This is a genomic window from Nocardioides flavescens (genome assembly GCF_009823805.1).
Lineage (GTDB): Bacteria > Actinomycetota > Actinomycetes > Propionibacteriales > Nocardioidaceae > Nocardioides > Nocardioides flavescens.
Genome location: NZ_WUEK01000010.1, coordinates 25,321 through 47,573, shown reverse-complemented (window position 1 = coordinate 47,573; position 22,253 = coordinate 25,321). Strand labels below are relative to the sequence as shown.

Annotated in this window: 21 protein-coding genes and 1 tRNA gene; 4 read left to right on the top strand and 18 right to left on the bottom strand. The window is 71.3% G+C overall.

Going from position 1 to position 22,253, the window contains the following annotated elements:
• Nucleotides 1-3 precede the first annotated feature (3 nt).
• The 4 genes from GRQ65_RS15800 to GRQ65_RS15785 are packed head-to-tail and all read right to left on the bottom strand — an operon-like array spanning nt 4 to nt 6,285.
• Nucleotides 4-1,239 carry a sarcosine oxidase subunit beta family protein gene (locus GRQ65_RS15800; protein ID WP_160878955.1) on the bottom strand — a complete coding sequence of 412 codons (1,236 nt, stop codon included), beginning with the start codon at nt 1,237-1,239 and terminating at the stop codon, nt 4-6.
• A 17-nt stretch (nt 1,240-1,256) separates the two neighbouring features.
• Nucleotides 1,257-2,417: an FAD-binding oxidoreductase gene (locus GRQ65_RS15795; RefSeq protein ID WP_160878954.1), complete on the bottom strand. Its 1,161-nt coding sequence runs from the start codon at nt 2,415-2,417 to the stop codon at nt 1,257-1,259.
• Nucleotides 2,418-2,452: 35 nt separating this feature from the next.
• On the bottom strand, nt 2,453-3,784 hold the full coding sequence (locus GRQ65_RS15790; RefSeq protein ID WP_160878953.1) for an aromatic ring-hydroxylating oxygenase subunit alpha: 1,332 nt from the start codon (nt 3,782-3,784) through the stop codon (nt 2,453-2,455).
• A gap of 41 nt (nt 3,785-3,825) precedes the next feature.
• Nucleotides 3,826-6,285 carry an FAD-dependent oxidoreductase gene (locus tag GRQ65_RS15785; RefSeq protein ID WP_160878952.1) on the bottom strand — a complete coding sequence of 820 codons (2,460 nt, stop codon included), beginning with the start codon at nt 6,283-6,285 and terminating at the stop codon, nt 3,826-3,828.
• A gap of 250 nt (nt 6,286-6,535) precedes the next feature.
• Between GRQ65_RS15785 and GRQ65_RS15780 the strand changes: the two genes are divergently transcribed.
• Nucleotides 6,536-7,309, top strand: a complete 774-nt coding sequence (locus GRQ65_RS15780; RefSeq protein WP_160878951.1) for a hypothetical protein — start codon at nt 6,536-6,538, stop codon at nt 7,307-7,309.
• An 8-nt stretch (nt 7,310-7,317) separates the two neighbouring features.
• Here GRQ65_RS15780 and GRQ65_RS15775 read toward each other — a convergent pair whose 3' ends face one another.
• The 8 genes from GRQ65_RS15775 to GRQ65_RS15745 all read right to left on the bottom strand — a co-directional run bounded on the left by GRQ65_RS15775 (nt 7,318) and on the right by GRQ65_RS15745 (nt 11,794).
• Nucleotides 7,318-7,623 carry a HepT-like ribonuclease domain-containing protein gene (locus tag GRQ65_RS15775; protein ID WP_160878950.1) on the bottom strand — a complete coding sequence of 102 codons (306 nt, stop codon included), beginning with the start codon at nt 7,621-7,623 and terminating at the stop codon, nt 7,318-7,320.
• A 65-nt stretch (nt 7,624-7,688) separates the two neighbouring features.
• Nucleotides 7,689-8,138 carry a helix-turn-helix domain-containing protein gene (locus GRQ65_RS15770; RefSeq protein ID WP_160878949.1) on the bottom strand — a complete coding sequence of 150 codons (450 nt, stop codon included), beginning with the start codon at nt 8,136-8,138 and terminating at the stop codon, nt 7,689-7,691.
• Nucleotides 8,139-8,443: 305 nt separating this feature from the next.
• Nucleotides 8,444-8,516 (bottom strand) — tRNA-Ala (locus tag GRQ65_RS15765).
• Nucleotides 8,517-8,692: 176 nt separating this feature from the next.
• Nucleotides 8,693-9,325 (bottom strand): histidine phosphatase family protein, encoded by a 633-nt coding sequence (locus tag GRQ65_RS15760; protein ID WP_160878948.1) that lies wholly within the window; start codon nt 9,323-9,325, stop codon nt 8,693-8,695.
• Entirely contained in the window at nt 9,322-9,699 is a 378-nt protein-coding gene (rsfS, locus tag GRQ65_RS15755; protein WP_160878947.1) for a ribosome silencing factor, read from the bottom strand. The genes GRQ65_RS15760 and rsfS overlap by 4 nt, the downstream gene beginning before the upstream one ends.
• Nucleotides 9,696-10,331: a nicotinate-nucleotide adenylyltransferase gene (gene nadD, locus GRQ65_RS15750; RefSeq protein ID WP_160879066.1), complete on the bottom strand. Its 636-nt coding sequence runs from the start codon at nt 10,329-10,331 to the stop codon at nt 9,696-9,698. Before nadD ends, rsfS begins: the two co-directional genes overlap by 4 nt.
• A gap of 37 nt (nt 10,332-10,368) precedes the next feature.
• On the bottom strand, nt 10,369-10,509 hold the full coding sequence (locus GRQ65_RS22190) for a hypothetical protein (RefSeq protein ID WP_202388215.1): 141 nt from the start codon (nt 10,507-10,509) through the stop codon (nt 10,369-10,371).
• Nucleotides 10,510-10,543: 34 nt separating this feature from the next.
• Complete coding sequence (locus tag GRQ65_RS15745) at nt 10,544-11,794, bottom strand: glutamate-5-semialdehyde dehydrogenase (protein ID WP_337191777.1); 1,251 nt, start codon at nt 11,792-11,794, stop codon at nt 10,544-10,546.
• 31 nt (nt 11,795-11,825) lie between these two features.
• Here GRQ65_RS15745 and GRQ65_RS15740 point away from each other — a divergent pair, with 31 nt between their 5' ends.
• Both GRQ65_RS15740 and GRQ65_RS15735 read left to right on the top strand, forming a co-directional pair.
• On the top strand, nt 11,826-12,575 hold the full coding sequence (locus GRQ65_RS15740) for a ZIP family metal transporter (RefSeq protein WP_160878945.1): 750 nt from the start codon (nt 11,826-11,828) through the stop codon (nt 12,573-12,575).
• Nucleotides 12,572-13,024 carry a DNA polymerase ligase N-terminal domain-containing protein gene (locus tag GRQ65_RS15735; RefSeq protein WP_202388214.1) on the top strand — a complete coding sequence of 151 codons (453 nt, stop codon included), beginning with the start codon at nt 12,572-12,574 and terminating at the stop codon, nt 13,022-13,024. Before GRQ65_RS15740 ends, GRQ65_RS15735 begins: the two co-directional genes overlap by 4 nt.
• Nucleotide 13,025: 1 nt before the next feature.
• On the opposite strand, the gene GRQ65_RS15730 is transcribed toward GRQ65_RS15735, so the two are convergent.
• The 5 genes from GRQ65_RS15730 to GRQ65_RS15710 form a co-directional block, all read right to left on the bottom strand.
• Complete coding sequence (locus tag GRQ65_RS15730; RefSeq protein ID WP_160878943.1) at nt 13,026-13,835, bottom strand: GNAT family N-acetyltransferase; 810 nt, start codon at nt 13,833-13,835, stop codon at nt 13,026-13,028.
• A gap of 84 nt (nt 13,836-13,919) precedes the next feature.
• Nucleotides 13,920-14,873: an electron transfer flavoprotein subunit alpha/FixB family protein gene (locus GRQ65_RS15725; protein ID WP_160878942.1), complete on the bottom strand. Its 954-nt coding sequence runs from the start codon at nt 14,871-14,873 to the stop codon at nt 13,920-13,922.
• 33 nt (nt 14,874-14,906) lie between these two features.
• Nucleotides 14,907-15,704 carry an electron transfer flavoprotein subunit beta/FixA family protein gene (locus GRQ65_RS15720; RefSeq protein WP_160878941.1) on the bottom strand — a complete coding sequence of 266 codons (798 nt, stop codon included), beginning with the start codon at nt 15,702-15,704 and terminating at the stop codon, nt 14,907-14,909.
• A 160-nt stretch (nt 15,705-15,864) separates the two neighbouring features.
• Nucleotides 15,865-16,221 carry a hypothetical protein gene (locus GRQ65_RS15715; protein WP_202388213.1) on the bottom strand — a complete coding sequence of 119 codons (357 nt, stop codon included), beginning with the start codon at nt 16,219-16,221 and terminating at the stop codon, nt 15,865-15,867.
• Nucleotides 16,222-16,262: 41 nt separating this feature from the next.
• Nucleotides 16,263-17,069 (bottom strand): enoyl-CoA hydratase/isomerase family protein, encoded by an 807-nt coding sequence (locus GRQ65_RS15710; protein WP_160878940.1) that lies wholly within the window; start codon nt 17,067-17,069, stop codon nt 16,263-16,265.
• A 212-nt stretch (nt 17,070-17,281) separates the two neighbouring features.
• Here GRQ65_RS15710 and glgX point away from each other — a divergent pair, with 212 nt between their 5' ends.
• Nucleotides 17,282-19,438: a glycogen debranching protein GlgX gene (gene glgX, locus GRQ65_RS15705; protein WP_337191776.1), complete on the top strand. Its 2,157-nt coding sequence runs from the start codon at nt 17,282-17,284 to the stop codon at nt 19,436-19,438.
• A 185-nt stretch (nt 19,439-19,623) separates the two neighbouring features.
• Here glgX and glgP read toward each other — a convergent pair whose 3' ends face one another.
• Nucleotides 19,624-22,206, bottom strand: coding sequence for an alpha-glucan family phosphorylase (gene glgP / locus GRQ65_RS15700; protein WP_160878939.1), 2,583 nt, complete (start codon nt 22,204-22,206; stop codon nt 19,624-19,626).
• Between the last annotated feature and the right edge of the window lie 47 nt (nt 22,207-22,253).

Genomic DNA, 22,253 nt, shown 5'->3' with positions numbered 1-22,253 from the left:
CGGTCAGTGGGCGACGCCGGCGGCGCCGTGCTCGTCGATGAGGTGGCCGGTGCTGAACCGCTCGAGGCCGAACGGCGCACCGAGCTCGTGCGCCTCGCCGGTCGCCATGGCGTGGGCCATCACCCAACCGGCGGCCGGGGTGGCCTTGAAGCCGCCCGTGCCCCAGCCGGCGTTGACGTAGAGGCCCTCGACGGGGGTCGCGCCGATGATCGGCGAGGCGTCCGGGCAGACGTCGACGATGCCGCCCCAGGTGCGCAGCAGGTGGGCCCGCGAGAAGATCGGGAACAGCTCGAGCGCCGCGGCCATCTGGTGCTCGATCACGTGGAACGAGCCCCGCTGGCCGTAGCCGTTGTACTGGTCGACGCCCGCGCCCATCACCAGCTCGCCCTTGTGGGCCTGGGAGACGTAGACGTGGACGTAGTTCGACATCACGACGGTCGGGTGCACCGGCTCGTAGAGCTCGGAGACCAGCGCCTGCAGCGGGTGCGACTGCACCGGCAGCCGGACGCCGGCCTTCTGCGCGAGCACGCTGCTGTGCCCCGCGGCCACCATGCCGACGGTGTCCGACAGGATCCGTCCCCGGGTCGTCTCGACCCCGGTGACGCGGTCGCCGTCCTTGACGAACCCCGTCACCTCGCAGTTCTGGATGATGTCGACGCCCATCGCGTCGCACGCCCGCGCGAACGCCCACGCGACGTGGTCGTGCTTGGCGATGCCGGCCCGCGGCTGGAACGTCGCGCCCAGGACGGGGTAGCGGACGTCGGGCGAGATGTTGACGATCGGGCAGATCTTCGCGACCTCCTCGGGGGTGAGGAACTCCGCGTCGACCCCGTTGAGCCGGTTGGCCTCGACCCGGCGCACCGAGTCGCGCACGTCCTGCAGCGAGTGCGCCAGGTTGAGCACCCCGCGCTGGGAGAACAGGAAGTCGTAGTCGAGTTCCGCGGGCAGCTGCTCCCACAGCTGCAGCGCGTGCTCGTAGATCGCGGCGCTCTCGTCCCAGAGGTAGTTGGACCGGATGATCGTGGTGTTGCGGGCCATGTTGCCGCCCGCGAGCCAGCCCTTCTCGAGGATCGCGATGTTCGTCAGGCCGTGGTTCTTGGCGAGGTAGTAGGCCGTGGCCAGGCCGTGCCCACCACCGCCGATCACGATCGCGTCGTAGGAGCGCTTCGGATCTGGCTCACCCCAGAGCCACTCGGGGTGCTCGCCCGGGACCGAGCGCTGCGGGGACTGGGCGGTCATCTGGTCTCCCATCACGGTCAGGCGTCCAGCGTGAGGTCGCTGAGCGGCGTGGAGCAGCAGACCAGGATCTTCCCGGCCGCCACCTCGCGAGGGCGGATCCCGCCGTTGTGCCTCATCTCCACCTCACCCGTGAGCTTCGGGACCTTGCACGTGCCGCACATGCCCTGACTGCAGGATGACGCCAGACGTACGCCGGCCGCCAGGGCCGCGTCGAGGACGGACTCGTCGGCACGGCAGGTGACGGTGCGCCCGCTCCTGGCGAACTCGACCTCGAAGGTCGTGCCGACCTCGGGCTCGGGCGGCGCGATCGCGATCTGGTCGTAGTCGACGCCGTCGGGCGTCGGCATCGCACCGGGCAGCGCGGGGTCGTCGAAGCGGAAGCTCTCCTCGCGGTAGTGCGCGAGGTCGTAACCGAGCTCGCCGAGGATGCGCCGCACGGAGTCCATGTACGGCGCTGGTCCGCACGTGAAGGTGGTCCGCTCCAGCAGGTCGGGGACGACGGTCTGGAGCATCGAGGGCGAGAGCCGCCCGCGCATGCCGCCCCAGCGCTCGGACGGGTAGTCGGCCTCGCAGACGTGGACGACCCGCAGGTTGGGCATCAGCATCTCGATGGCCGCGAGCTCGCTGCGGAACACGATGTCGCTGGGTGTGCGGGCGCTGTGCAGGAACACCACGTCGGCGTCCGAGCCGAGGTCGAAGAGCGTGCGCAGCATCGACATCAGCGGGGTGACGCCGCTGCCGGCGGAGAGGAGGAGCAGCTTCTCGGCCGGGCGGTGGGTCAGTGTGAAGGCCCCGAGCGGAGCGAGCGCCGTCAGCTTCGTGCCCGGCACGACGGTGTCGTGCAGCCAGTTCGAGACCTGACCGCCGGGGACCCGCTTGACGGTGATGGCGATCCGGTGCGGCCGCGTCGGGGGCGAGGAGATCGTGTAGCAGCGGTTGACCGGCGTGCCGTCGATCTCGAGCAGGAGGGTCAGGAACTGCCCGGCCTCGAACTCGAACAGCTGGTCGCCCTCCGGCTCGAACACGAAGGTCCGCACGTCGTGGGTCACGTCGCTGACCGCCGTGCAGACCAGCACGGTCTGCTCGTCCTCGGCCCAGCAGACCGGCGACTGCAGGGGCGGCACGAGACCCTCGTGGAGCCCCTCGTGCGGCCTCTCGTTCAGCAGGGTCGACGTCATCTCTTCCTCTTCCAGGGCTCTTCCGGGCTAGGTGGTCAGGAGCCGACGACGGCGCTGAGGTGGCCGAGCCGCTCGGCGCTCTCGCGGTGCGGGGCGAGGTAGGCGTGCAGACGCCCGACGTACCAGTTGACGAAGGCCTCGACGTCGTCCTCGATGAGCGCGTAGGGGCCGGGCTCGTAGCTCGGGTCGCTCACGCCGCGCTGCCCCTTCTCGACCAGCACGCGGTCCTGGTCGTTGGTCGCGGTCCACACGCCGGTCAGCCCCTCGAGGGTGTAGTCCTCGCCCTCGACGGCGTCGGCGTGCACGAGCCAGGTCGTGCGCACCATCGAGCGGTCCGGCCGGAGGGGCAGGACGCTGAAGACGATGACGTGGTCGCTGAGGAAGTGGAACCACGAGTTGGGCTGCATGTGCAGCGACAGGTCGCCGAACTTCGGCGTCGGGGAGTCGCCGATGAGCTTGCGGCAGACCTGCGCCCCGTCGTGGCCGAACGATGCACCGTCGCCGTCCAGCGGCAGCCGCATGATCATGAACCCGGTCTCGCGGGTGTCCAGCTCGTGCACGAGCTCGCGCGGCACGCCGCTCATCCGGCAGACGTCGTCGAGGTCGTCGGTCGCCTTGACGTAGCGCTCGTAGAGCGGGCGCAGGCGCGGCGTGATGTCGGCCTCGTCGTAGCGCAGGAACGGGAAGTAGGAGGTGATCAGCTCCGGGTGCGACGCGTCGCAGTGGTGGCACTCGCGGTTGTTCTCCATGACGAGCTTCCAGTTGCCCTGCTCGACCAGGTCGGTCTGGTGGGCCACCTTGGCCTCGGCGACGCGGTAGGAGCGCAGGTAGGGCTCGATGACCGAGGCGACCTCGTCGAAGTCGGCGGGCGGCTCGTCGGCGAGGCAGACGAAGACGAGCCCGCCGACGGTGCGCACGTGCACCTGCTTGAGGCCGAAGCGGCTCTTGTCGAAGCTCGGCGACTGGCTCTCGGCGTAGAGCAGCTCGCCGTCGGGCCGGTAGGTCCACTGGTGGTAGGGGCACACGATGTTGCCGACCGACCCGCACGGCTCCTCGAGCAGCCGTGAGCCGCGGTGGCGGCACACGTTGCGCAGCGCCCGGACCTCCTCGTCGTCGTCGCGGACGACGATCAGCGACTGGGTGCCGATCTCGACGGTGACGAAGTCGCCCGGCTCCGGGATCTCCGCCTCGGTGGCCACGAAGAGCCAGTGCTGGCCGAAGATCGCCCGCATGTCGAGGTCGAAGACCTCCTGGCTGGTGTAGAACGCCGACTCGAGGCTGTAGCCCACCTCGCGACGCTCGACCATCGCGGAGAGGTCGGCGGTGTGGGCAGCGGGGTGGGCCGCGGGCGCGGTCGTGGGGCTCATCGTTTCCTCCGGTCGTGCTGTGCGGCTCAGAGCGGTGCGGCTCAGCCGCGGAGCCGGGTCATCGTGGGGTCGAACAGGGGCTCGGCGGTCACGACCGCCGGCACGCGCCGGTCGAAGTAGCCGATCTCGACCTCCGTGCCGACGCCCGCCACCTCGACGGGCAGCCAGGCGTAGGCGATGGAGCGGCCGATCGTGTAGCCGTAGGCCGCGCTGGTGACGTAGCCGACGCGCTCGCCGCCGGCGAAGACCGGCTCCTTGCCGAGGACGACGTCCTCGGTGCTGTCGATCGTCAGGCAGGCGAGGGTGCGGGTCTGCTGCTCCTTGCGCTGCAGCAGCGCCTCGCGACCGAGGAAGTCGCCCTTGTCGAGCTTGACCGCGAAGCCGAGACCGGCCTCGTAGGGGTCGTGCTCGTTGGTCATGTCCGACCCGAAGGAGCGGTAGCCCTTCTCCAGGCGCAGGCTGTTGAAGGCGCCGCGGCCGGCGGCGATGACGCCGTGCTCCTGCCCGGCCTCCCACAGCGTGTCCCACAGGCGCTGGCCGAGGTCGGCGCTCGTGTAGATCTCCCAACCGAGCTCGCCGACGTAGGACAGCCGCCAGGCGGTGGCCGGCACGTTGCCGATGGACAGGCGCTTGGCCCGGAAGTACTTCAGCCCCGCGTTGGTCACGTCGGCGTCGGTCACCGCGGACAGGACCTCGCGGGCCTTGGGCCCCCACAGGCCGATGCAGCAGGTGCCCGGCGTGACGTCGCGGACCTGGACGGTGCCGTCCTCGGGCAGGTGCCGCTCGAGCCAGTCGACGTCGAGCTGGCCGTTGGCGCCGACCTGGTAGCGGTCCCTCGCCAGTCGGGCGACGGTGACGTCGCTGCGGATGCCGCCGTCCACGTCGAGCAGGAGGGAGTAGACGACCGAGCCGACCGACTTGTCGACGTCGTTGGTGCACAGCCGCTGCAGGAACGCCGCCGCGCCGGGCCCGGCGACCTCGATGCGCTTGAGGGCGGTCATGTCGTACATCGCGACGCCCTCGCGGGTCGCCTCGGCCTCGGCGCCGACGATCGGGTCCCAGTAGCGCGCTGCCCAGGCGTTGGGCGTCGCGACGTCGTGACGTTCGAGCAGGCCCGCGTTGGCGGCGTACCAGTGCGGGCGCTCCCAGCCGGTGGCCGGCAGGAAGTAGGCACCGAGCTCCTGCTCGCGCGCGAAGAACGGCGAGACGCGGACGTTGCGCGGGGAGTCCATCGGCTGCAGCGGGTGCAGGATGTCGTAGACCTCGCGGAAGTTCTGGCAGTCGCGCTCGAGGACGTAGTCGGGGGCGAGCTGGAAGTCCTCGAAGCGGTTGACGTCGCACTCGTGGACGTCCCACGACGAGCAGTGCCCCTGGGCGATCCACTCGGCCACGGCCCGCCCGACGCCCGCGGAGTGGGTGACCCACACCGCCTCGGCCACCCAGAAGCCTGCGACCTCGCGCGACTCCCCCAGCAGCGGCATGCCGTCGGGGGTGAAGGAGAACAGGCCGTTGATGCCCTCCTCGATCTTGACGTCGGCGGTGGCCGGCAGCAGCCGCTGGGTCTCCTCCCAGGCCGGGTCGAAGTCCTCGGAGGTGAACTCCAGCACCGAGGGCATCACCCCGGTCTCGTCGGCCTCGGCCATCGAGCGGATGTCGTGGGCGTCGAGCGGCATCGCCCGGTGGTGGTAGTAGCCGATGCCGAGCCCGTCGTAGCGGTCGCGGTAGTAGAGACCGGAGTCCTGGTGGCGCAGGATCGGGCGCACCGCCTCGTACCCCTCCCCCGACGCCTGACCGTCTGCCGCAGGGAGGTCACCGGTCCAGGCGAGCTGGTGGGCCAGCGGGGTGAGCGGGAGGCCGAGCCCCACGAGGCCGGCGACCTTCGGCCCCCAGATCCCGGCGCAGGAGACGACCACGTCGGCGGGGAACTCGCCCCGGTCGGTGACGACCGCGGTGACCCGGCCGTCCTCGACGGTGATGTCGGTGACCTCGTGGCGGCCGTGGAAGACGACACCGCGCGCCTTCGCGCGCTCGATCTGGGCGTCGACGGCCCAGACCGCCTTGGCGAGCCCGTCGGTCGGGCACCAGAGCCCGCCGAGGACCAGCGAGCGGTCCAGGAGCGGGTGCAGCTCCACGCAGCGGTCGGCGTCGACCACCTCGGCCTCGACGCCCCACGAGGTGAGCCAGCCGTGGCGCCGGTGCAGCTCGGCGAGGCGCTCGGGCGTGGTCGCGACCTCGAGCCCCCCGACCTGCAGGAAGCAGGACTGACCCTCGTGCTGCAGGTCGACGAACTTCTCGACGGTGTACGTCGCGAGCTCGGTCAGCACCTTGCTGCCGCTGGCCTGGAAGACCAGCCCGGGCGCGTGCGAGGACGAGCCACCGGTCGCCGGCAGGTCGCCCTGGTCGAGCACTGTGATGTCGGTCCAGCCGAGGGCCGAGAGCTCGTCGGCCACGGCGGCCCCGACGACCCCGGCTCCGACGATGACGGTCCGCCGTCCGACCACGCTGGCCTCCTGTTGCGCATGCTGCACTCGTGTGCGTCGAGAGAAACGATGCCGGTGGAGCGAAGACGCCGTCAAGGGCACCGCGGGAGATGTTCGCCCAGCGTCGCACGCGGCACCGACGCCGCAACACGCCCGTAACGAGGCGCCGTGCCGAGCGGAGCCGGCGAGACCTGTGGACAAGGCCGAGCAGAGAGGGAACGAAGCTGCCTACGCTCCCGGTTCCTCTCACGACCCGACTCGGAAGGCGACCATGGGGCACTACCACTGCATCGTCAACCTGACCCGACGATCCGTCCTGGTGCCCATGGACGCCGGCGCGCTCGACAAGCTGGCCGAGTTCGGGGTGCAGAGCGGCGGACCGGCTGCCGCTCTCCTGCTGCTCCTGGGGAGCGAGAGGTGGTGCGGGGACCGCATCGCGGTCGTCGGCTACGAGGGACGCCCCGGTGACCTGTCGCCGGAGGTCGTCGCGGAGACCGGGCTCGACGGCACCTGCTACTACGACACGGCGTCGATGAGCTGCGCGGGAGAGCTGACCCGCGACACGATCGAGCGGCACGGAGTGGCGCGCATGGAGGCGCGGGACTTCGAGGGCCGGACGCACTGGCGATGCCAGGCCGACGTCGTCGTCAGGCCCGCCGGTGTCGACGTCGCGGTCGTCAACCTCGACCGCCACGAGGCCCTCGACCCCGCGCAGCTGGGCGACTCCCGCGACCTGCACCTCGCCGCAGCCTACGGCGGCTACGGGGGCACCACGACGGGTCTGACCGCACTTCTGGCCGCGTCGATCCGCGGCGGATCGCGCGGTGGCGGCGACTTCCGCGGATCCGGAGCGCTCATGGGCTCGTGGGCGGGCGATCACATCGCCGCGGTGCCGTTCCGAACGTCCGAGGGGTTCACGGACATCTCGGCGCAGCTGCGAACCGCACTCGCTCACGCTGGCGTCGGTGACTACGCCGCCGATGACGACGGCACCGTGATCCGGTCTCGACCTCCGTGGGAGGTGGCAGGCCAAGGCGGCGCCTGAGGCCGTCGTCACCCACCCATCTCGGCGAGGATCGCTCGCACGGCCGCTGCGTCCTTCGGAAGGTCCCGTTCCAGTGTGCCCCAGACGATCGCGTAGTCGATCGCGCGGTACTCGTCGGCGACCCTGTTGCGCATTCCCTTCATCACTCGCCAGGACACGGTCGGATGTGCCGCGACGAAGTCATCGGGAAGCCGGGACACCGCCTCACCGACCTTGTGCACGATCGACTCGGCGGCGAGGCGGAGCATCTCGTCGGCGTCGTACGCCGCGCGTCCCCGCCGCACGAGGCGGGCTGCCGTGTCTGCGAACTCCAAGAGATCGCGGAGGGTCTCGCGGACGCGTTCCTGACCGTCACTCGTGGACTGAGTACGACCGTCAGTCACAGCGCGCGGGCTTCACGTCTGATGGTCCCGTGGCGTTCGGACAGGCCACCCTCACTGACGACGTCGACGCTGACCCCGAGGAGGTCCTCGATGTCCTGCCCCAGCTCGATCTGGTCGTAGAGGGTGGCGTCGGGCGCGAACGTGACCAGCAGGTCGATGTCACTGCCCGGCCGGTCCTGACCGCGAGCGATCGAGCCGAACACCTTCACAGCCAAGGCCTTGTGTCCGGCCGCGATCTCCTTGAGCTCGGCGAGATGTTCGTACAGGACTTTCGACGGCCGCGGCCTCGCTGCCGCCGTCAAGCGCTCGAGCATCTTCGCCGAGGGCCTCCTGGTGCCGTTCTCGTACGCGGCGATGTTCGGCTGCGCGACGCCGGACAGGTCGGCCAGCTCCTGCTGGGTCAGTCCAGCGCGCACTCGGATCAGTGCGATGCAGCTGTGTTCCATGCACGCCTCCTTATATCAATGATATGCCAGGCGCTACGCGCGTGCACTCGACGGGCGCGCCGGTCCGGTTCGGCGACGGCAGACCCAGCAACGGTCGAGAACCGCTACCAGCTGCGCCGCAGCCCCGCCAACGACGCAGAGCCGCACCTGTTGGTGCGGCCCTCCGTGATCGGCGGAGCTGAGGGGACTCGAACCCCTGACCCTCTGCATGCCATCGCCCAGGAATGACGGAGCCGCTACCAGCTGCGCCGCAGCCCCGCCAACGACGAAGAGCCGCACCTGTTGGTGCGGCCCTTCGTGATCGGTGGAGCTGAGGGGACTCGAACCCCTGACCCTCTGCATGCCATGCAGATGCGCTACCAGCTGCGCCACAGCCCCAGACGTCACCCGTTGGGCAACTCGCAGAACATTAGCCGATCGCTCGGGACGGGGTGAAATCGGGGTCGGGTCTAGGGGGAACAGACCCGGGAGTGGTTTCGAGACAGGACTTCGTCCTTCCGCAACCACCGGCACGACGGGACTTCGTCCTTCCTCGACCACCGGCGTCGGCAGCCTCAGCCTGCGACGGCAGGGGTCTCCGGGACCACGCGGTTGTAGGCCTCGAGGCGCAGCCCGCCGTGCTCGGGGTGCTCGCGCAGGACGACCCAGCCGCAGTTGTCCAGCCCCCTCAGGGTGTGAAAGAGCCGGTCGGGCCACCCGAGCAGCGCGCCGACGGCGACGCGTACGGCGGCCCCGTGGGAGACGGCGATGCCGGTCTGCCCGGGCTCCAGCGTGGCGAGCAACTCGGTGAGGGCCTCGTGCATCCGGGCCGCGACGGCGCTGGTCCGCTCGGCGGTCGGGACGGCGTCGTACTCCCCCTCGCGGAAGCGCGCGAACTCCTCGGGGTGGGCGCTGCGGAACTCCGCGTGCGTGAGCCCCTCGCGCTCGCCGAAGCCGAACTCGCGCAGCCGCGGGTCGAAGCGCGGCTCGAGGCCGGTCGTGGCGCCCAGCGGCGCCACGGTCTGGCGGGTGCGCGCGAGGTCGGAGCACCAGACGATCGACGGACCCAGCGCGGCGAGGACGGGTGCGGTGCGCTCGGCCTGGGCGAGGCCGATCTCGTCGAGGGGCACCTCGAGGTGGCCCTGGATGCGGCCGGCGTGGTTCCACGCGGTGCGGCCGTGGCGGAGCAGGACGAGGGTGCGGCTCACCGCTCGTGCGAGACCACGTCGGCCGGCAGCGGGATCGTCGGGCAGTCGCGCCAGAGCCGCTCGAGGGCGTAGAACTGCCGCTCCTCCTCGTGCTGGACGTGCACCACGATCTCGCCGTAGTCGATGAGCACCCAGCGACCGTCGCGCTCGCCCTCGCGGCGGATCGGCTTGGCGCCGATCTCGCGCAGCTTCTCCTCGATCGCCTCGACGACCGCGCGGGCCTGGCGGTCGTTGGTGGTGGAGGCCAGCAGGAACGCGTCCGTGATCGCGAGCTGGTCGCTCACGTCGAAGGCGATGATCTGCTGGGCGAGCTTGTCGCTCGCGGCGCGGGCGGCGGCGACGACGAGCTCGACGGCGTGGTCGGTGGCGGTCATGGAGTCCTGGTCTCGTTCTCGTGGTGAGGCTCGTGGTGAGGCTGGTCGGAGGGCTGCGGGTAGAGCCCGTGCTTGGCGATGTACTGCACGACCCCGTCGGGCACGAGGTACCACACGGGCTCCCCGCGGCGCGTCCGCGCGCGGCAGTCGGTGGAGGAGATCGCCAGAGCCGGGATCTCCACCATCGTCACCTTGTCGGCGGGGATCGCCGCGAGCGTGGCCGGGTCCATCTCGTGACCCGGGCGGGAGCAGCCGACGAACTGGTACTGGTGGGCGTGGTCGAACAGCTCCTCGGCCCGGCGCCAGGTGAAGATGTCGCCGAGGGCATCGGCACCGGTGATGAAGTAGAGCTGTGCGTCGGGCATCGCGGCCTGCAGGTCGTCCAGCGTGTCGACGGTGTACGTCGGCCCGGCGCGGTCGATGTCGACGCGCGAGACGCTGAAACGCGGGTTGGACGCCGTCGCGATGACCGTCATCAGGTAGCGGTCCTCGGCGGGCGTGACCTCCCGGTCGCTCTTCTGCCAGGGGTCGCCGGTGGGCACGAAGACGACCTCGTCGAGGTCGAACCACGACTGCACCTCGGAGGCCGCCACGAGGTGGCCGTGGTGGATGGGGTCGAAGGTGCCGCCCATCACCCCGATGCGGCGGGTCACGCCCCGGCTCCCGGGATCAGGAGTGCTCGCGACCGCCGCCGAAGGCGATGAGGGCGATCATCAGCCCGAGGAGGATGACCAGCGCGATCGCGCCGATGCCGTAGCTGAGGCGGTGGCTGACCTCTTCGGACGCGGTCACCATCTGGGCGAGGATCATGGCGTCAGCCTACCGACCGCGGCGCCCACGTCCGTCATCGGACGTGACCGTCGCCGACCACGACGTACTTGGTGGAGGTCATCTCGGGCAGCCCCATCGGCCCGCGGGCGTGCAGCTTCTGTGTCGAGATGCCGATCTCGGCACCGAAGCCGAACTCCCCGCCGTCGGTGAAGCGGGTCGATGCGTTGACGAGCACCGCTGCCGAGTCGACCGCCGCGGTGAAGCGGCGCGCGGCGCCCTGGTCCTCGGTGACGATCGCGTCGCTGTGCTGGCTCGAGTGGCGCCGGATGTGCGCCAGCGCCTCGTCGAGGTCGGGCACCACGCGCGCCGAGATGTCGAGGGAGAGGTACTCCTCGTCCCAGTCGTCCTCCGTGGCCGCCACGACGTCGTCGTACGCCCTGAAGGCGGCATCGCCGTGGATCGTCACGCCGGCCTGCTGCAGCGCCTCGACCACCCGCGGCACGAACGCCCCCGCGACGTCGGCGTGCACGAGCAGCGACTCGGCGGCGTTGCAGACGCTGGTGCGGTGGGTCTTGGCGTTGAGCACGATGGCCAGTGCCTTGTCGAGGTCGGCCGCCGCGTCGACGTAGACGTGGCAGTTGCCCACGCCGGTCTCGATGACCGGGACCGTCGACTCCTCGACCACCGAGCGGATCAGCCCCGCTCCCCCGCGCGGGATGAGCAGGTCGACGAGGCCGCGGGCCCGCATCAGGGTCTTCACCGAGTCGTGGGAGTCGCCCGGGACGAGCTGCACGACGTCGGCCTCGAGCCCCGCCCCGACCGCGGCATCGCGCAGCACCGCGACGATCGCGGTGTTGCTGGCCCTCGCCGAGGAGGAGCCGCGCAGCAGGACGGCGTTGCCGGCCTTGAGGCAGATGCCGGCCGCGTCGGCGGTGACGTTGGGGCGGGCCTCGTAGATCATCCCGACCACACCGAAGGGCACCCGCACCTGCCGCAGCTCGAGGCCGTTGGCCAGCGTGCTGCCGCGCACGACCTCGCCCACAGGGTCGGGCAGGGCCGCGACCTCGCGCAGCCCGGTCGCCATGGCGGCGACCCGGTCCGGGGTCAGCCGCAGGCGGTCGACGACGTTGGGCGGCGTGCCGCCGGCCTCGGCGCGCGCGACGTCGTCGGCGTTGGCCTCGCAGATCGTGTCCGTCGCCGCCACGAGCGCCTCGGCCATCGCCAGCAGCGCGGTGTCCTTGGTGGACCGGGTCGCGAGCGCGAGTCCGAGGCTGGCCTCCCGCGCCCGGCGGGCCGCGTCGAGCACGTCGTCGTGGGTACTCACGTCGAGAGGATAGGACGAGGGAGGAGCGGCCGTGCCGGTGTGGCTGCAGGCTGGACTCTGGGGTCTGGTCGCGGGCGGGGCGCTCGTCGTCGGCGCAGCGGTCGCGTGGTTCGCCCGGGTCCCCCGCGTCGTCGTGGCGGCCGTCATGGCCTTCGGCTCCGGTGTCCTGATCTCGGCGCTCGCCTTCGAGCTGGTCGACGAGGCCGAGCGCAGCGGTGGGCTCGCGGCCACGGTCGCAGGGCTCGTCGCCGGCGCGGTCGTGTACGTCGCCGCGAACGTCGCGCTGAGCCGACGCGGCGCAGCGCGCCGCAAGGCCAGCGGCGAGGAGCAGTCCAGCGAGCAGGAACAGTCGGGCAGCGGCGCGGCCATCGCAATCGGCGCCCTCCTCGACGGCGTGCCGGAGTCGGTCGTGCTCGGGCTGAGCCTGCTCGGCGGCGGTGGCGTGGGCGTGCCGGTGCTCGCGGCGATCGCGATCTCCAACCTCCCCGAGGGCCTCTCGAGCTCGGCGGGGATGAAGGCCAACGGCCGCAGCGCGCGCTACGTCTTCGGCGTCTGGACGGCCATCGCCCTGGCGAGCGGCCTCGCGGGGGCGCTGGGCGTGCTGGCCCTCGACGGCGCCTCCGACGCGACCGTCTCGGTGATCACCGCCGTGGCCGCCGGCGCGATCCTCACGATGGTCGCGGACACGATGATCCCGGAGGCCTTCGCCAGGACTCAGCTGTGGACCGGGCTCATCACCACCGCGGGGTTCATCGCGGCGTTCGCGCTGAGCCGCTGGTGACCGTTCCCGTGCCCGCGGGACTGCGCTACGTCGTCAACCGCCACCGGGCGACGACGCTCCACTTCGACCTGCGCCTCGAGGTCGACGGCACGCTCGCCTCGTGGGCGGTGCCGAAAGGCCCCAGCCTCGACCCGGGAGTGAAGCGGCTCGCGATCCAGGTCGACGACCACGACCTCGCCGAGCACCTGGCCTACGAGGACGACCACAAGGTCGTCTGGGACACCGGGCGCTTCGAGCCCGCCACCGACCCCGCACCTTCCCTGGCGGCTGGCCACCTGCGCTTCGCGCTCGACGGGGTCAAGCTGCACGGCGGGTTCGCCCTCACCCGCACCCGCCTGGGCTGGCTCCTGTCCAAGCTCGCCGACGGGCACGCCGTGCCAGGCCACGTCTGGACGAGCGCCGACCACGGCTCCGTGCTCAGCGACCGGCGCCTGGCTGCCGACACCTGACTCAGCGGCTCCACTCGTACGGCGTCGTGGTGGTCACCTCCACCAGCCCGGAGCGCTCGAGGATCGGTCGGGAGAACTCCGTCGAGTCGCTGTGCAGGTAGCGCTTGCCGTGCGCGATCGCCGAGCGCGCCCGCGCCGAGGTGAGGGCGCGGTAGATGCCCCGGCCGCGCCACTCGGGCCGCGTAGCGCCGCCCCAGACCCCGGCGAACTCGCTGCCCGCGACCGGCTCGAGACGGCCCGCGCTGACGATCTCGCCGTCGACCTCGGCCACCCACATCTCCATGTCGTCGCGCGTCCGCAGCCGGTGCAGGACCTGGTCGAGGATCTCGGCCGCGAACTCGGGGGTGTCACCGAACACCTCGGCCTGCATCGCGCACATCGCCCGCACCTCGCCCTCGTCGACGACCCGGCGGACGACGAGCCCGTCGACGTCCACCTCCACGTCGACGGCCAGGAGCGTCGCCTCGCCGACCATCACCGACTCGGGCTCGTCCGGCTCGAACCCTCGAGAGACCAGCGCCTCGTGCAGGCCCGGGGCGTGGTCGTGGCCGCGGGTCTTCCATTCGACGCGGTGCACGGTGGGATCGGTCGCGTAGCGCGCGAGCGCCCCGTCGACCAGGGCCTCCACGGACGCCGCCGTGGCCGGACGCCCCTCATCGTCGAGCGAGCGGTACGTCACGAACCCTCGCCCACCGAAGAACGTCGCGAGCCGGAGCGGGCCCAGCCGCTCGACGCGTACCGCCGAGGCCGTCTCGGCCTCGTCGCGCGGCTGGCTGTCGTAGGCGTGCAGGAGCCCCTCGGCGCGGGTCACGCGGGTGAACCTGCCAGAGCAGCACGACACCCCGCCACCGAGTTCGGTGACGGGGTGTCGACGCGGAGATCCTGCGGGGTCCGGTCAGCCCTTGCGCTCGGTGACCTTCTCGGTCGCCGTCGGCAGCACGGACTTGAGGTCGCCGACCACACCGAAGTCGACGAGCTCGAAGATCGGGGCCTCCTCGTCCTTGTTGACCGCGATGATCGTCTTCGAGGTCTGCATGCCGGCACGGTGCTGGATCGCACCCGAGATGCCGGCCGCGATGTAGAGCTGCGGCGACACGGTCTTGCCGGTCTGGCCGATCTGGAAGGTGTGCGCGATCCAGCCCGAGTCGACCGCGGCACGCGAGGCGCCCACGGCGCCGCCGAGCGCGTCGGCGAGCCCCTCGACCGGCGCGAAGTCGCCACCGGTGCCGCGACCGCCCGCGACCACGATCGCGGCCTCGTTGAGCTCGGGGCGACCGCTCGACTTGCGCGGCTGCGAGGCGACGATCTTCGCCGTCTTCGCCACGTCGGAGATGGTCGCGGCGAACTCCTCGACCGTCCCGGCACCCTCGGCCTCCTGCGGAGCGGCGGAGTTGGGCTTGACCGTGATGATCGGCGTGCCCTGGGTGACCTTGGACTTCACGGTGTAGTTGCCCGCGAAGACCGACTGGGTGGTGACGCCACCGTCCTCGACGTCGACGGCGTCGGTGATGAGCCCCGAGCCGATCTTGATCGCGAGGCGGGCGCCGATCTCCTTGCCCTCGACCGAGGACGGGATCAGGATCGCGGCCGGGCTCGTCTTCTCGGCGAGCTGCTGCAGCGCCTCGGCCTTGGGGGCCACGAGGTAGCCCTTGATCTCGGTGTCGTCGACGACGTACACCTTCTGGGCGCCGTACTTCTTGACCTTCTCGGCGACCTCGGCACCCTGGGCGGAGGGGCCGATGAACACCGCGGACGGCTCACCGAGGCGCGCGGCGATGGTCAGCAGCTCGTAGGTCGGCTTGCGGACGGCTCCGTCGACGTGGTCGACGAGCACGAGAACTTCGGACATGTCTTCTCTCCTGCGGTCTGCGCGAGCGGGGGGTCAGATGAACTTCTTGGAGGCGAGGAAGTCGGTGAGCGCACCGGCGCCCGAGCCGTCCTCGTCCTTCACGACCTCACCCTGCGAGCGCGGGGGGCGCTCGGTGGTGTCCTCGACGTGGGTCCACGCGACCGAGAGGCCGACCTCGCCGGCGTCGACGCCGATGTCGGACAGCGACCAGGTCTCGACCGGCTTCTTCTTCGCCGCCATGATCCCCTTGAACGACGGGTAGCGGGCCTCGCCGGACTGGTCGGTCACCGAGAGCACCAGCGGCATGGTGGCGCCGATGACCTCGGTCGCGGTGTCGCCGTCGCGCTTGATGCGGACCTGGTCGCCCTGCGACTCGATGACCGAGGCCATCGTGACCTGGGGCAGCGAGAGCCGCTCGGCGAGCATGGCCGGGATGACGCTGCCGACGCCGTCGGTGGAGGCCATGCCGCAGACCACGAGGTCGACCGGCGTCTCGGTGCCGGCCTTCTCGACGGCCTTGGCCAGCACCAGCGAGGTGGCGGCGTAGTCGGAGCCGGCGATCGCCTCGTCGGAGACGTGGATGCCCTTGTCGACGCCCATCTGCAGCGCCTTGCGGACCGCGTCGGCGGCCTTCTCGGGACCGACGCAGAGCGCGGTCACCTCGACGTCGCCGTCGGCCTTCTCCTTCAGCTGGAGGGCCTGCTCCACGGCGTACTCGTCGAGCTCGGACAGGAGCCCGTCGACGCCCACGCGGTCGACGGTGCCGTCGCCCTCGAACTGACGGTCAGCAGTGGCGTCGGGGACATGCTTGACACAGACGATGATGTTCATGGTCCTTCGGACACTACCGCCGGGTCACGTCTGCGTGCAGGGGTGGACGCCGTCGAATACCTCACACTCGCTCACAGTGGCACTGTCACGATCAGCCACGGTCGGCGAGGCCGGGCCGAGCGGCACCTGAACCGCACCGGAGAGGAGCACCGGAGCAGCGTCAGGGACGGATCAGCCGGTCGAGGATGCGGCCCACGACGATCCACGCGATGGCGCCGAGACCCCAGTTGAACAGCGCGTTCTTGATGCCGGCGTTGGCGCCGTCGAACTGCTTGATGCCGTTGTCCTTGGAGAAGATCCCGAGGTCGACGCGGTTGGCGCCCTCGAGCACGAGCTGCACGAGGTCGTTGTCGCGGTTGGCCTTGAGCGCTATCAGCAGCGCGCCCGCGGCGAGCAGCAGCGCGGCCAGCAGGAAGAGCAGCCACACCACCCGCGCGAGCGTCGTGCGGAGCTGCGCGATGCTGCGACCGGCTCGGCCGGTCCCCGTCGACGCTGCCTCGGTGTCGGTCTTCGCCATCTCGTCGTCCTCCTCGTGCCGGCCCACCCCGGGTGCACGGCTCAGCGTCCGGTGAAGGTCGCCTTGCCTGGGCCGTTCTCGACGAAGGATCGCATACCGGCGTCCCGGTCGGCAGTGGCGAACAGACCGGTGAACTGCAGCCGTTCGATCTCGAGGCCAGTACCCAGGTCGGTCTCCAGACCGCGGTCGACCGCCTCCTTGGCCGCCCGCAGCGCGAGCGCCGGGCCCTGGGCGAACTGCGACGCCCAGGCCACGGCGGCGGTGTAGACCTCGTCCTTGGGCAGCAACCGGTCGACCAGCCCGATGGCGAGCGCCTCCTCGGCCTTCACGAACCGTCCCGTGAAGATGATGTCCTTCGCCTTCGCGGGTCCCACCAGCCGCGCGAGCCGCTGGGTGCCGCCGGCCCCGGGGATGATCCCGAGCAGCACCTCCGGCTGGCCGAGCTGCGCGTCGTCGGCGGCGAAGCGGACGTCGGCGGCCAGCGCCAGCTCGCACCCGCCGCCCAGCGCGTAGCCGGTGATCGCGGCCACGACCGGCTTGGGGATCGACGCCACAGCGGTGACGGCCGACTGCAATCCGGCCGACTCGCGCACCATGGCGGCGTAGTCGAGCTCGGCCATCTCCTTGACGTCGTTGCCGGCCGCGAAGACGCGCTCCCCGCCGTACACCACGACCGCGCGGACGTCGTCGCGCTCGCTCGCCTCGGTGGCGGCCGCGCGGAGCTCGGCCTGCACCTGCAGGCTGATCGCGTTCATCTTCGGTCGGTCGAGCCGGATCGTGCCGACCCCGTCGGCGACCTCGAGGCGGACGAACTGCGCGGACGGTTCTGAGGTGGGGTCTGCAGCCATGTCGTCATCCTGCACCAGACGTTCACGGCTCTCCCCAGGGAAGCGCTGATCAATGGCAAGGGCGGCGTCAGCCCCGCCCCAGCACGCACACGAGCGGCTTCTCCTCGGTCGCCGTGCCTCCGGCACGGCTCCCTCGTCGGCACCACTCGTGCACGCACCAGGACGACGCTGACATCCACCCCCATTGATCAGCACTTCCCTAGAGTGGCCGCGTGCCCGGACTCTGGATGACCCGCGACGACGTCGCGCCGCTCTGGCCCGGCAGCAACCACGAGCTGGGCGCGACCTGGAGCGAGGAGTCGACCAACTTCGCGGTGTGGGCGCCGGAGGCGACGACCGTCGAGCTGTGCCTCGTCGACGACGACGGCGTCGAGACCCGGCACCGGCTGACCGAGCAGTCGCTCGGGATCTGGCACTGCGCGGTGCCCGGCATCGAGCCGGGTCAGCGCTACGGCTACCGCGCCGACGGGCCCTGGGACCCCGACCGGGGCATGCGGTTCAACCCCGCCAAGCTGCTGCTCGACCCCTACGCCAAGGCGGTCAGCGGCGCGCTGTCCTACGGCCCGGCGATCTACGGCGAGGCGCAGGTCGACGGCGTCGGCACCGGTGCGCGCGAGGAGACCGACTCGGCCGGGCACGTGCCGCTCAGCGTCGTCGTCGACGACCGCTTCGACTGGGGCGACGACGTGCCCCTGCGGCGCCGCTGGCGCGACACGGTCGTCTACGAGCTGCACGTCAAGGGGATGACCCGGCTGCACGACCGGGTGCCCGAGGAGCTGCGCGGCACCTACGCCGGCCTCGCCTCCCCGGCCGTCGTCGACTACCTGCGCGACCTCGGCGTCACGGCGGTCGAGCTGCTGCCCGTGCACCACTTCGTGACGGAGCCGGCCGTGGCCGCCCGCGGCCTGGTGAACTACTGGGGCTACAACTCCATCGGCTACTTCGCCCCGCACGCGCCGTACGCCGCCGCGGGCGACCGGGGTGAGCAGGTCGTTGAGTTCAAGGAGATGGTGCGCGCCTTCCACGCCGCCGGGCTCGAGGTGATCCTCGACGTGGTCTACAACCACACCGCCGAGGGCGGCTCCGACGGGCCGACGCTGTCGTTCCGCGGTCTCGACGACACCGTCTACCACCGGGTGCGTCCGACCGCGCCGGGCGAGGTCTTCAACGACACCTACTGGGACGTCACCGGCTGCGGCAACACCGTCGACGCCAGCCACCCGTTCGCGCTGCGGATGATCCTCGACTCGCTGCGCTACTGGGTCACCGAGATGCACGTCGACGGCTTCCGCTTCGACCTGCTCTCCGCCCTCGCCCGCACGGGCCACTCCGTCGACATGCGCAGCCACCTGCTGACCGCCATCGGCCAGGACCCGATCCTGCGGCGGGTCAAGCTCGTCGCCGAACCCTGGGACGCCTCGATGGACGGCTACCGCGTCGGGGAGTACCCGCCGCCGTGGACCGAGTGGAACGACCAGTACCGCGACGAGGTGCGCGACTACTGGCTCGGCCACTCCCCCGGCACCCGCACCGTCGCGACGCGACTGGCCGGCTCGAGCGACCTGTACGCCGACGACGGGCGCTCGCCGTACACCTCGGTCAACTTCGTCACCGCCCACGACGGGTTCACCGTGCGCGACCTCGTCAGCTACGACCGCAAGCACAACGAGGCCAACGGCGAGCAGAACCGCGACGGCACCGACAACAACCGCTCGTGGAACCACGGCGTCGAGGGCGAGACCGACGACGAGGAGGTGCTGCGACTGCGCCGGCGCGGCGCCGCCAACCTGATGGCGACCCTGTGCCTGTCGAACGGCGTCCCGATGATCACCGCGGGCGACGAGCGCGGTCGCACCCAGCGCGGCAACAACAACGCCTACTGCCTCGACGACGAGACGTCGTGGATCGACTGGCGTCCCGATGACGCCTGGCTCGACGTCTACGAGGTCACCAAGGCCGCGCTGCAGCTGCGCCGCGACCACCCCGCCCTGCGCCAGCGCCACTACTTCGAGGGCCGCCCGACCATCCGCGGCGGACCGAAGGACCTGGCCTGGCTGCACCCGTCCGGCCGCGAGATGACCCCGGCCGACTGGCACGACCCCGAGCTGACCGTGCTCGGCATGTTCGTCTCCGGTGCGCCGCTGCGCGCGCCCGGCCCGCGCGGCGAGCAGCAGGTCGACAAGTCGTTCGTGATGTGGTTCAACGCCAGCCACCACCACGTGCCGGTCGACCTGCCCGAGAACGACTGGGTCTCGCACGGCGAGGTCGTGCTCTCCACCGACCCGGGCCACGCCGTCGGCAGCCCGGTGCGCAGCGGCACCCGCCTGCTGCTGCGCCGCCGCTCCGTGGTCGTGCTCCGCGAGAGCTGATCGACGCCGGTCAGTGATCTCCAGACCGGCACCGGTGGTCGAGGAGGTCGCGGGTCGGTGGTTGAGGAGGTCGCGGGTCGGTGGTTGAGGAGGTCGCGCTAGCGACCGTCTCGAAACCACTCCCACTTCGTGTCCTGACCGGCCACCGGGATCGCCAGTGGCCGGTCAGGAGCCGGGGGGCCGCCTCAGGCGGGGGCGAGCGCGACGACGCCGAGCTCGGCGGTGCTGGTCAGCAGGTCGTTGCGCGGGATGACGCGCACCGTGTAGCCGAAGGGGCCGGAGGTGTCGAGCGTGACGTCGCCGTCGAAGCGGTGGCGACCACCGTCGTAGGACTCCGTGAGGCCGAGGTCGCTGATCGAGGGCTCGGCGAGCTCGTCGTTGCCGTCGATGCGGCCGTAGAGCACCTGCACGTGCACGTCGTCGGGGGCGAGGTCGCCCAGGCAGACGAAGGCGCGCACGCTGAGCACGGCACCGACCTCGGCGGCGTCGCCGACCCCGGAGGACTCGACGTGCTCGACGCGGACCGAGCCCCACGCGGCGCGCACGCGCTTCTTCCACGCGGCGAGCTCGGCCGCGCCCGTGTAGTCGGAGTTGAGCAGACGCGCGTTGCCGGCGGCCGGGGCGTAGAGCGCCCGGACGTAGTCGCGGACCATGCGGGTGGCGAGCACCTTGGGGCCGAGCGACTTCAGCGTGTGGCGCACCATCTCGAGCCAGCGCGTCGGCACGCCCTCGTGGTCGTGGTCGTAGAACCGCGGCGCGACGTCGTTCTCGATCAGGTCGTAGAGCGCTGCAGCCTCGAGGTCGTCGCGCTTGTCGATGTCGTCGACGCCGTCGGCGGTGGGGATCGCCCAGCCGTTGTCGCCGTCGTACCACTCGTCCCACCAGCCGTCGAGCACCGAGAGGTTGAGCCCGCCGTTGAGGGCGGCCTTCATGCCCGAGGTGCCGCACGCCTCGTAGGGCCGCAGCGGGTTGTTGAGCCACACGTCCGTGCCGGGGTAGAGCGGCTTGGCCATCGCGATGTCGTAGTTGGGCAGGAAGACGATGCGGTGGCGCACCTCCGGGTCGTCGGAGAGCCGCACGATGTCCTGGATCAGCTTCTTGCCGCCGTCGTCGGCCGGGTGGGCCTTGCCGGCGATGACGAGCTGGACCGGGCGCTCGGGGTGCAGCAGGAGCGACTTGAGCCGCTCGGGGTCGCGCATCATGAGCGTGAGCCGCTTGTACGACGCCGCGCGGCGCGCGAAGCCGATGGTCAGCACGTCGGGCGAGAGCGCCGAGTCGATCCACTTCAGCTCGGCCGTGGCCGCGCCGCGGTCCTGCCACGACTTGCGCAGGCGCTTGCGGGCGTCGAGGACGAGCCGCTCGCGCAGGCGGCGCTTGACCGCCCAGACCTCGCCGCCGGGGACCTTGTCGACGGCGTCCCAGAAGGCGTCGGCCTCGTCCGAGCGGGTGTCGGCGCCCTGGCCGACCGCGAGGTCGAACATCTCGCGGGCGACCCAGGTCGGGGCGTGCACGCCGTTGGTGATCGAGCCGATCGGCACCTCGGCCTCGTCGAAGGCGGGCCACAGGCCGTTGAACATCCCGCGGCTGACCTCGCCGTGCAGCTGCGAGACGCCGTTGGCGCGCTGAGCGAGGCGGAAGCCCATCACGGCCATGTTGAACACGCTGGGGTCGCCGCCCGTGTAGTCCTCGGAGCCGAGGGCCAGGATGCGGTCGAGCGGGACACCCGGGGTCGCGCCGCCGGTGCCGAAGTACTGCTCGACGAGGGTGCGCGGGAAGCGGTCGATGCCCGCAGGCACCGGGGTGTGGGTCGTGAAGACGGTGGAGGCGCGGCCCATCTCGAGCGCGGTGTCGAAGTCGACCTGCGGACCGTCCTCGGCGACGGTGAGCTCGCGGATGCGCTCGAGGCCCAGGAAGCCGGCGTGGCCCTCGTTGGTGTGGAAGACCTCCGGCGCCGGGTGGCCGGTGAGCTCGCTGAAGACGCGCAGCGCACGGACGCCGCCGACGCCGAGCAGCAGCTCCTGGCGCAGCCGGTGCTCGCTGTTGCCGCCGTAGAGGCGGTCGGTGACGTCGACGTAGTGCTCGGGATTGCCCTCGACGTCGGTGTCGAGCATCAGCAGCGGCACGCGGCCGACGCTGGCCACCCAGATGCGCGCGATGAGCGGCGGGCCGTCGGGCAGGTCGATCGAGATCGTGGCGCGCTCGCCGTCGGGGCCGCGCAGCAGGCTGATCGGCAGGCCGTCGGGGTCGAGCACGGGGTAGGTCTCCTGCTGCCAGCCCTCGCGCGAGAGCGACTGCTTGAAGTACCCGTGGCGGTAGAGCAGGCCGACGCCGACGATCGGCACGCCGAGGTCGCTGGCGGCCTTGAGGTGGTCGCCGGCGAGGATGCCGAGGCCGCCGGAGTACTGCGGCAGCACCTCGGTGATGCCGAACTCGGGCGAGAAGTAGCCGATGGCGCGCGGGCCGTCGGCGACCTTCTTCTGGTACCACCGGTCCTCCGACAGGTACGCCGTCAGGTCGGCCTCCGCGGCGCCGAGGCGCTCGAGGAACGCGCCGTCCTCGGCGAGCTCGGCGAAGCGCGTCTTGGGCACGGCGCCCAGGAGCCTGACCGGGTCGTAGGCGCACGACTCCCACAACTCGGCGTCCACGGCGGCGAACACGTCCTGCGTCGGCGGGTGCCAGGACCACCGCAGGTTGTTGGCCAGGGTCCCGAGCGCGGCCAGCGCGTCGGGCAGGACGGGGCGGACGGTGAATCGTCGGATCGCACGCACCCGATGACGCTAGCGCGAATCCTTTGATCGTTCCAAGAGTCTGGCCA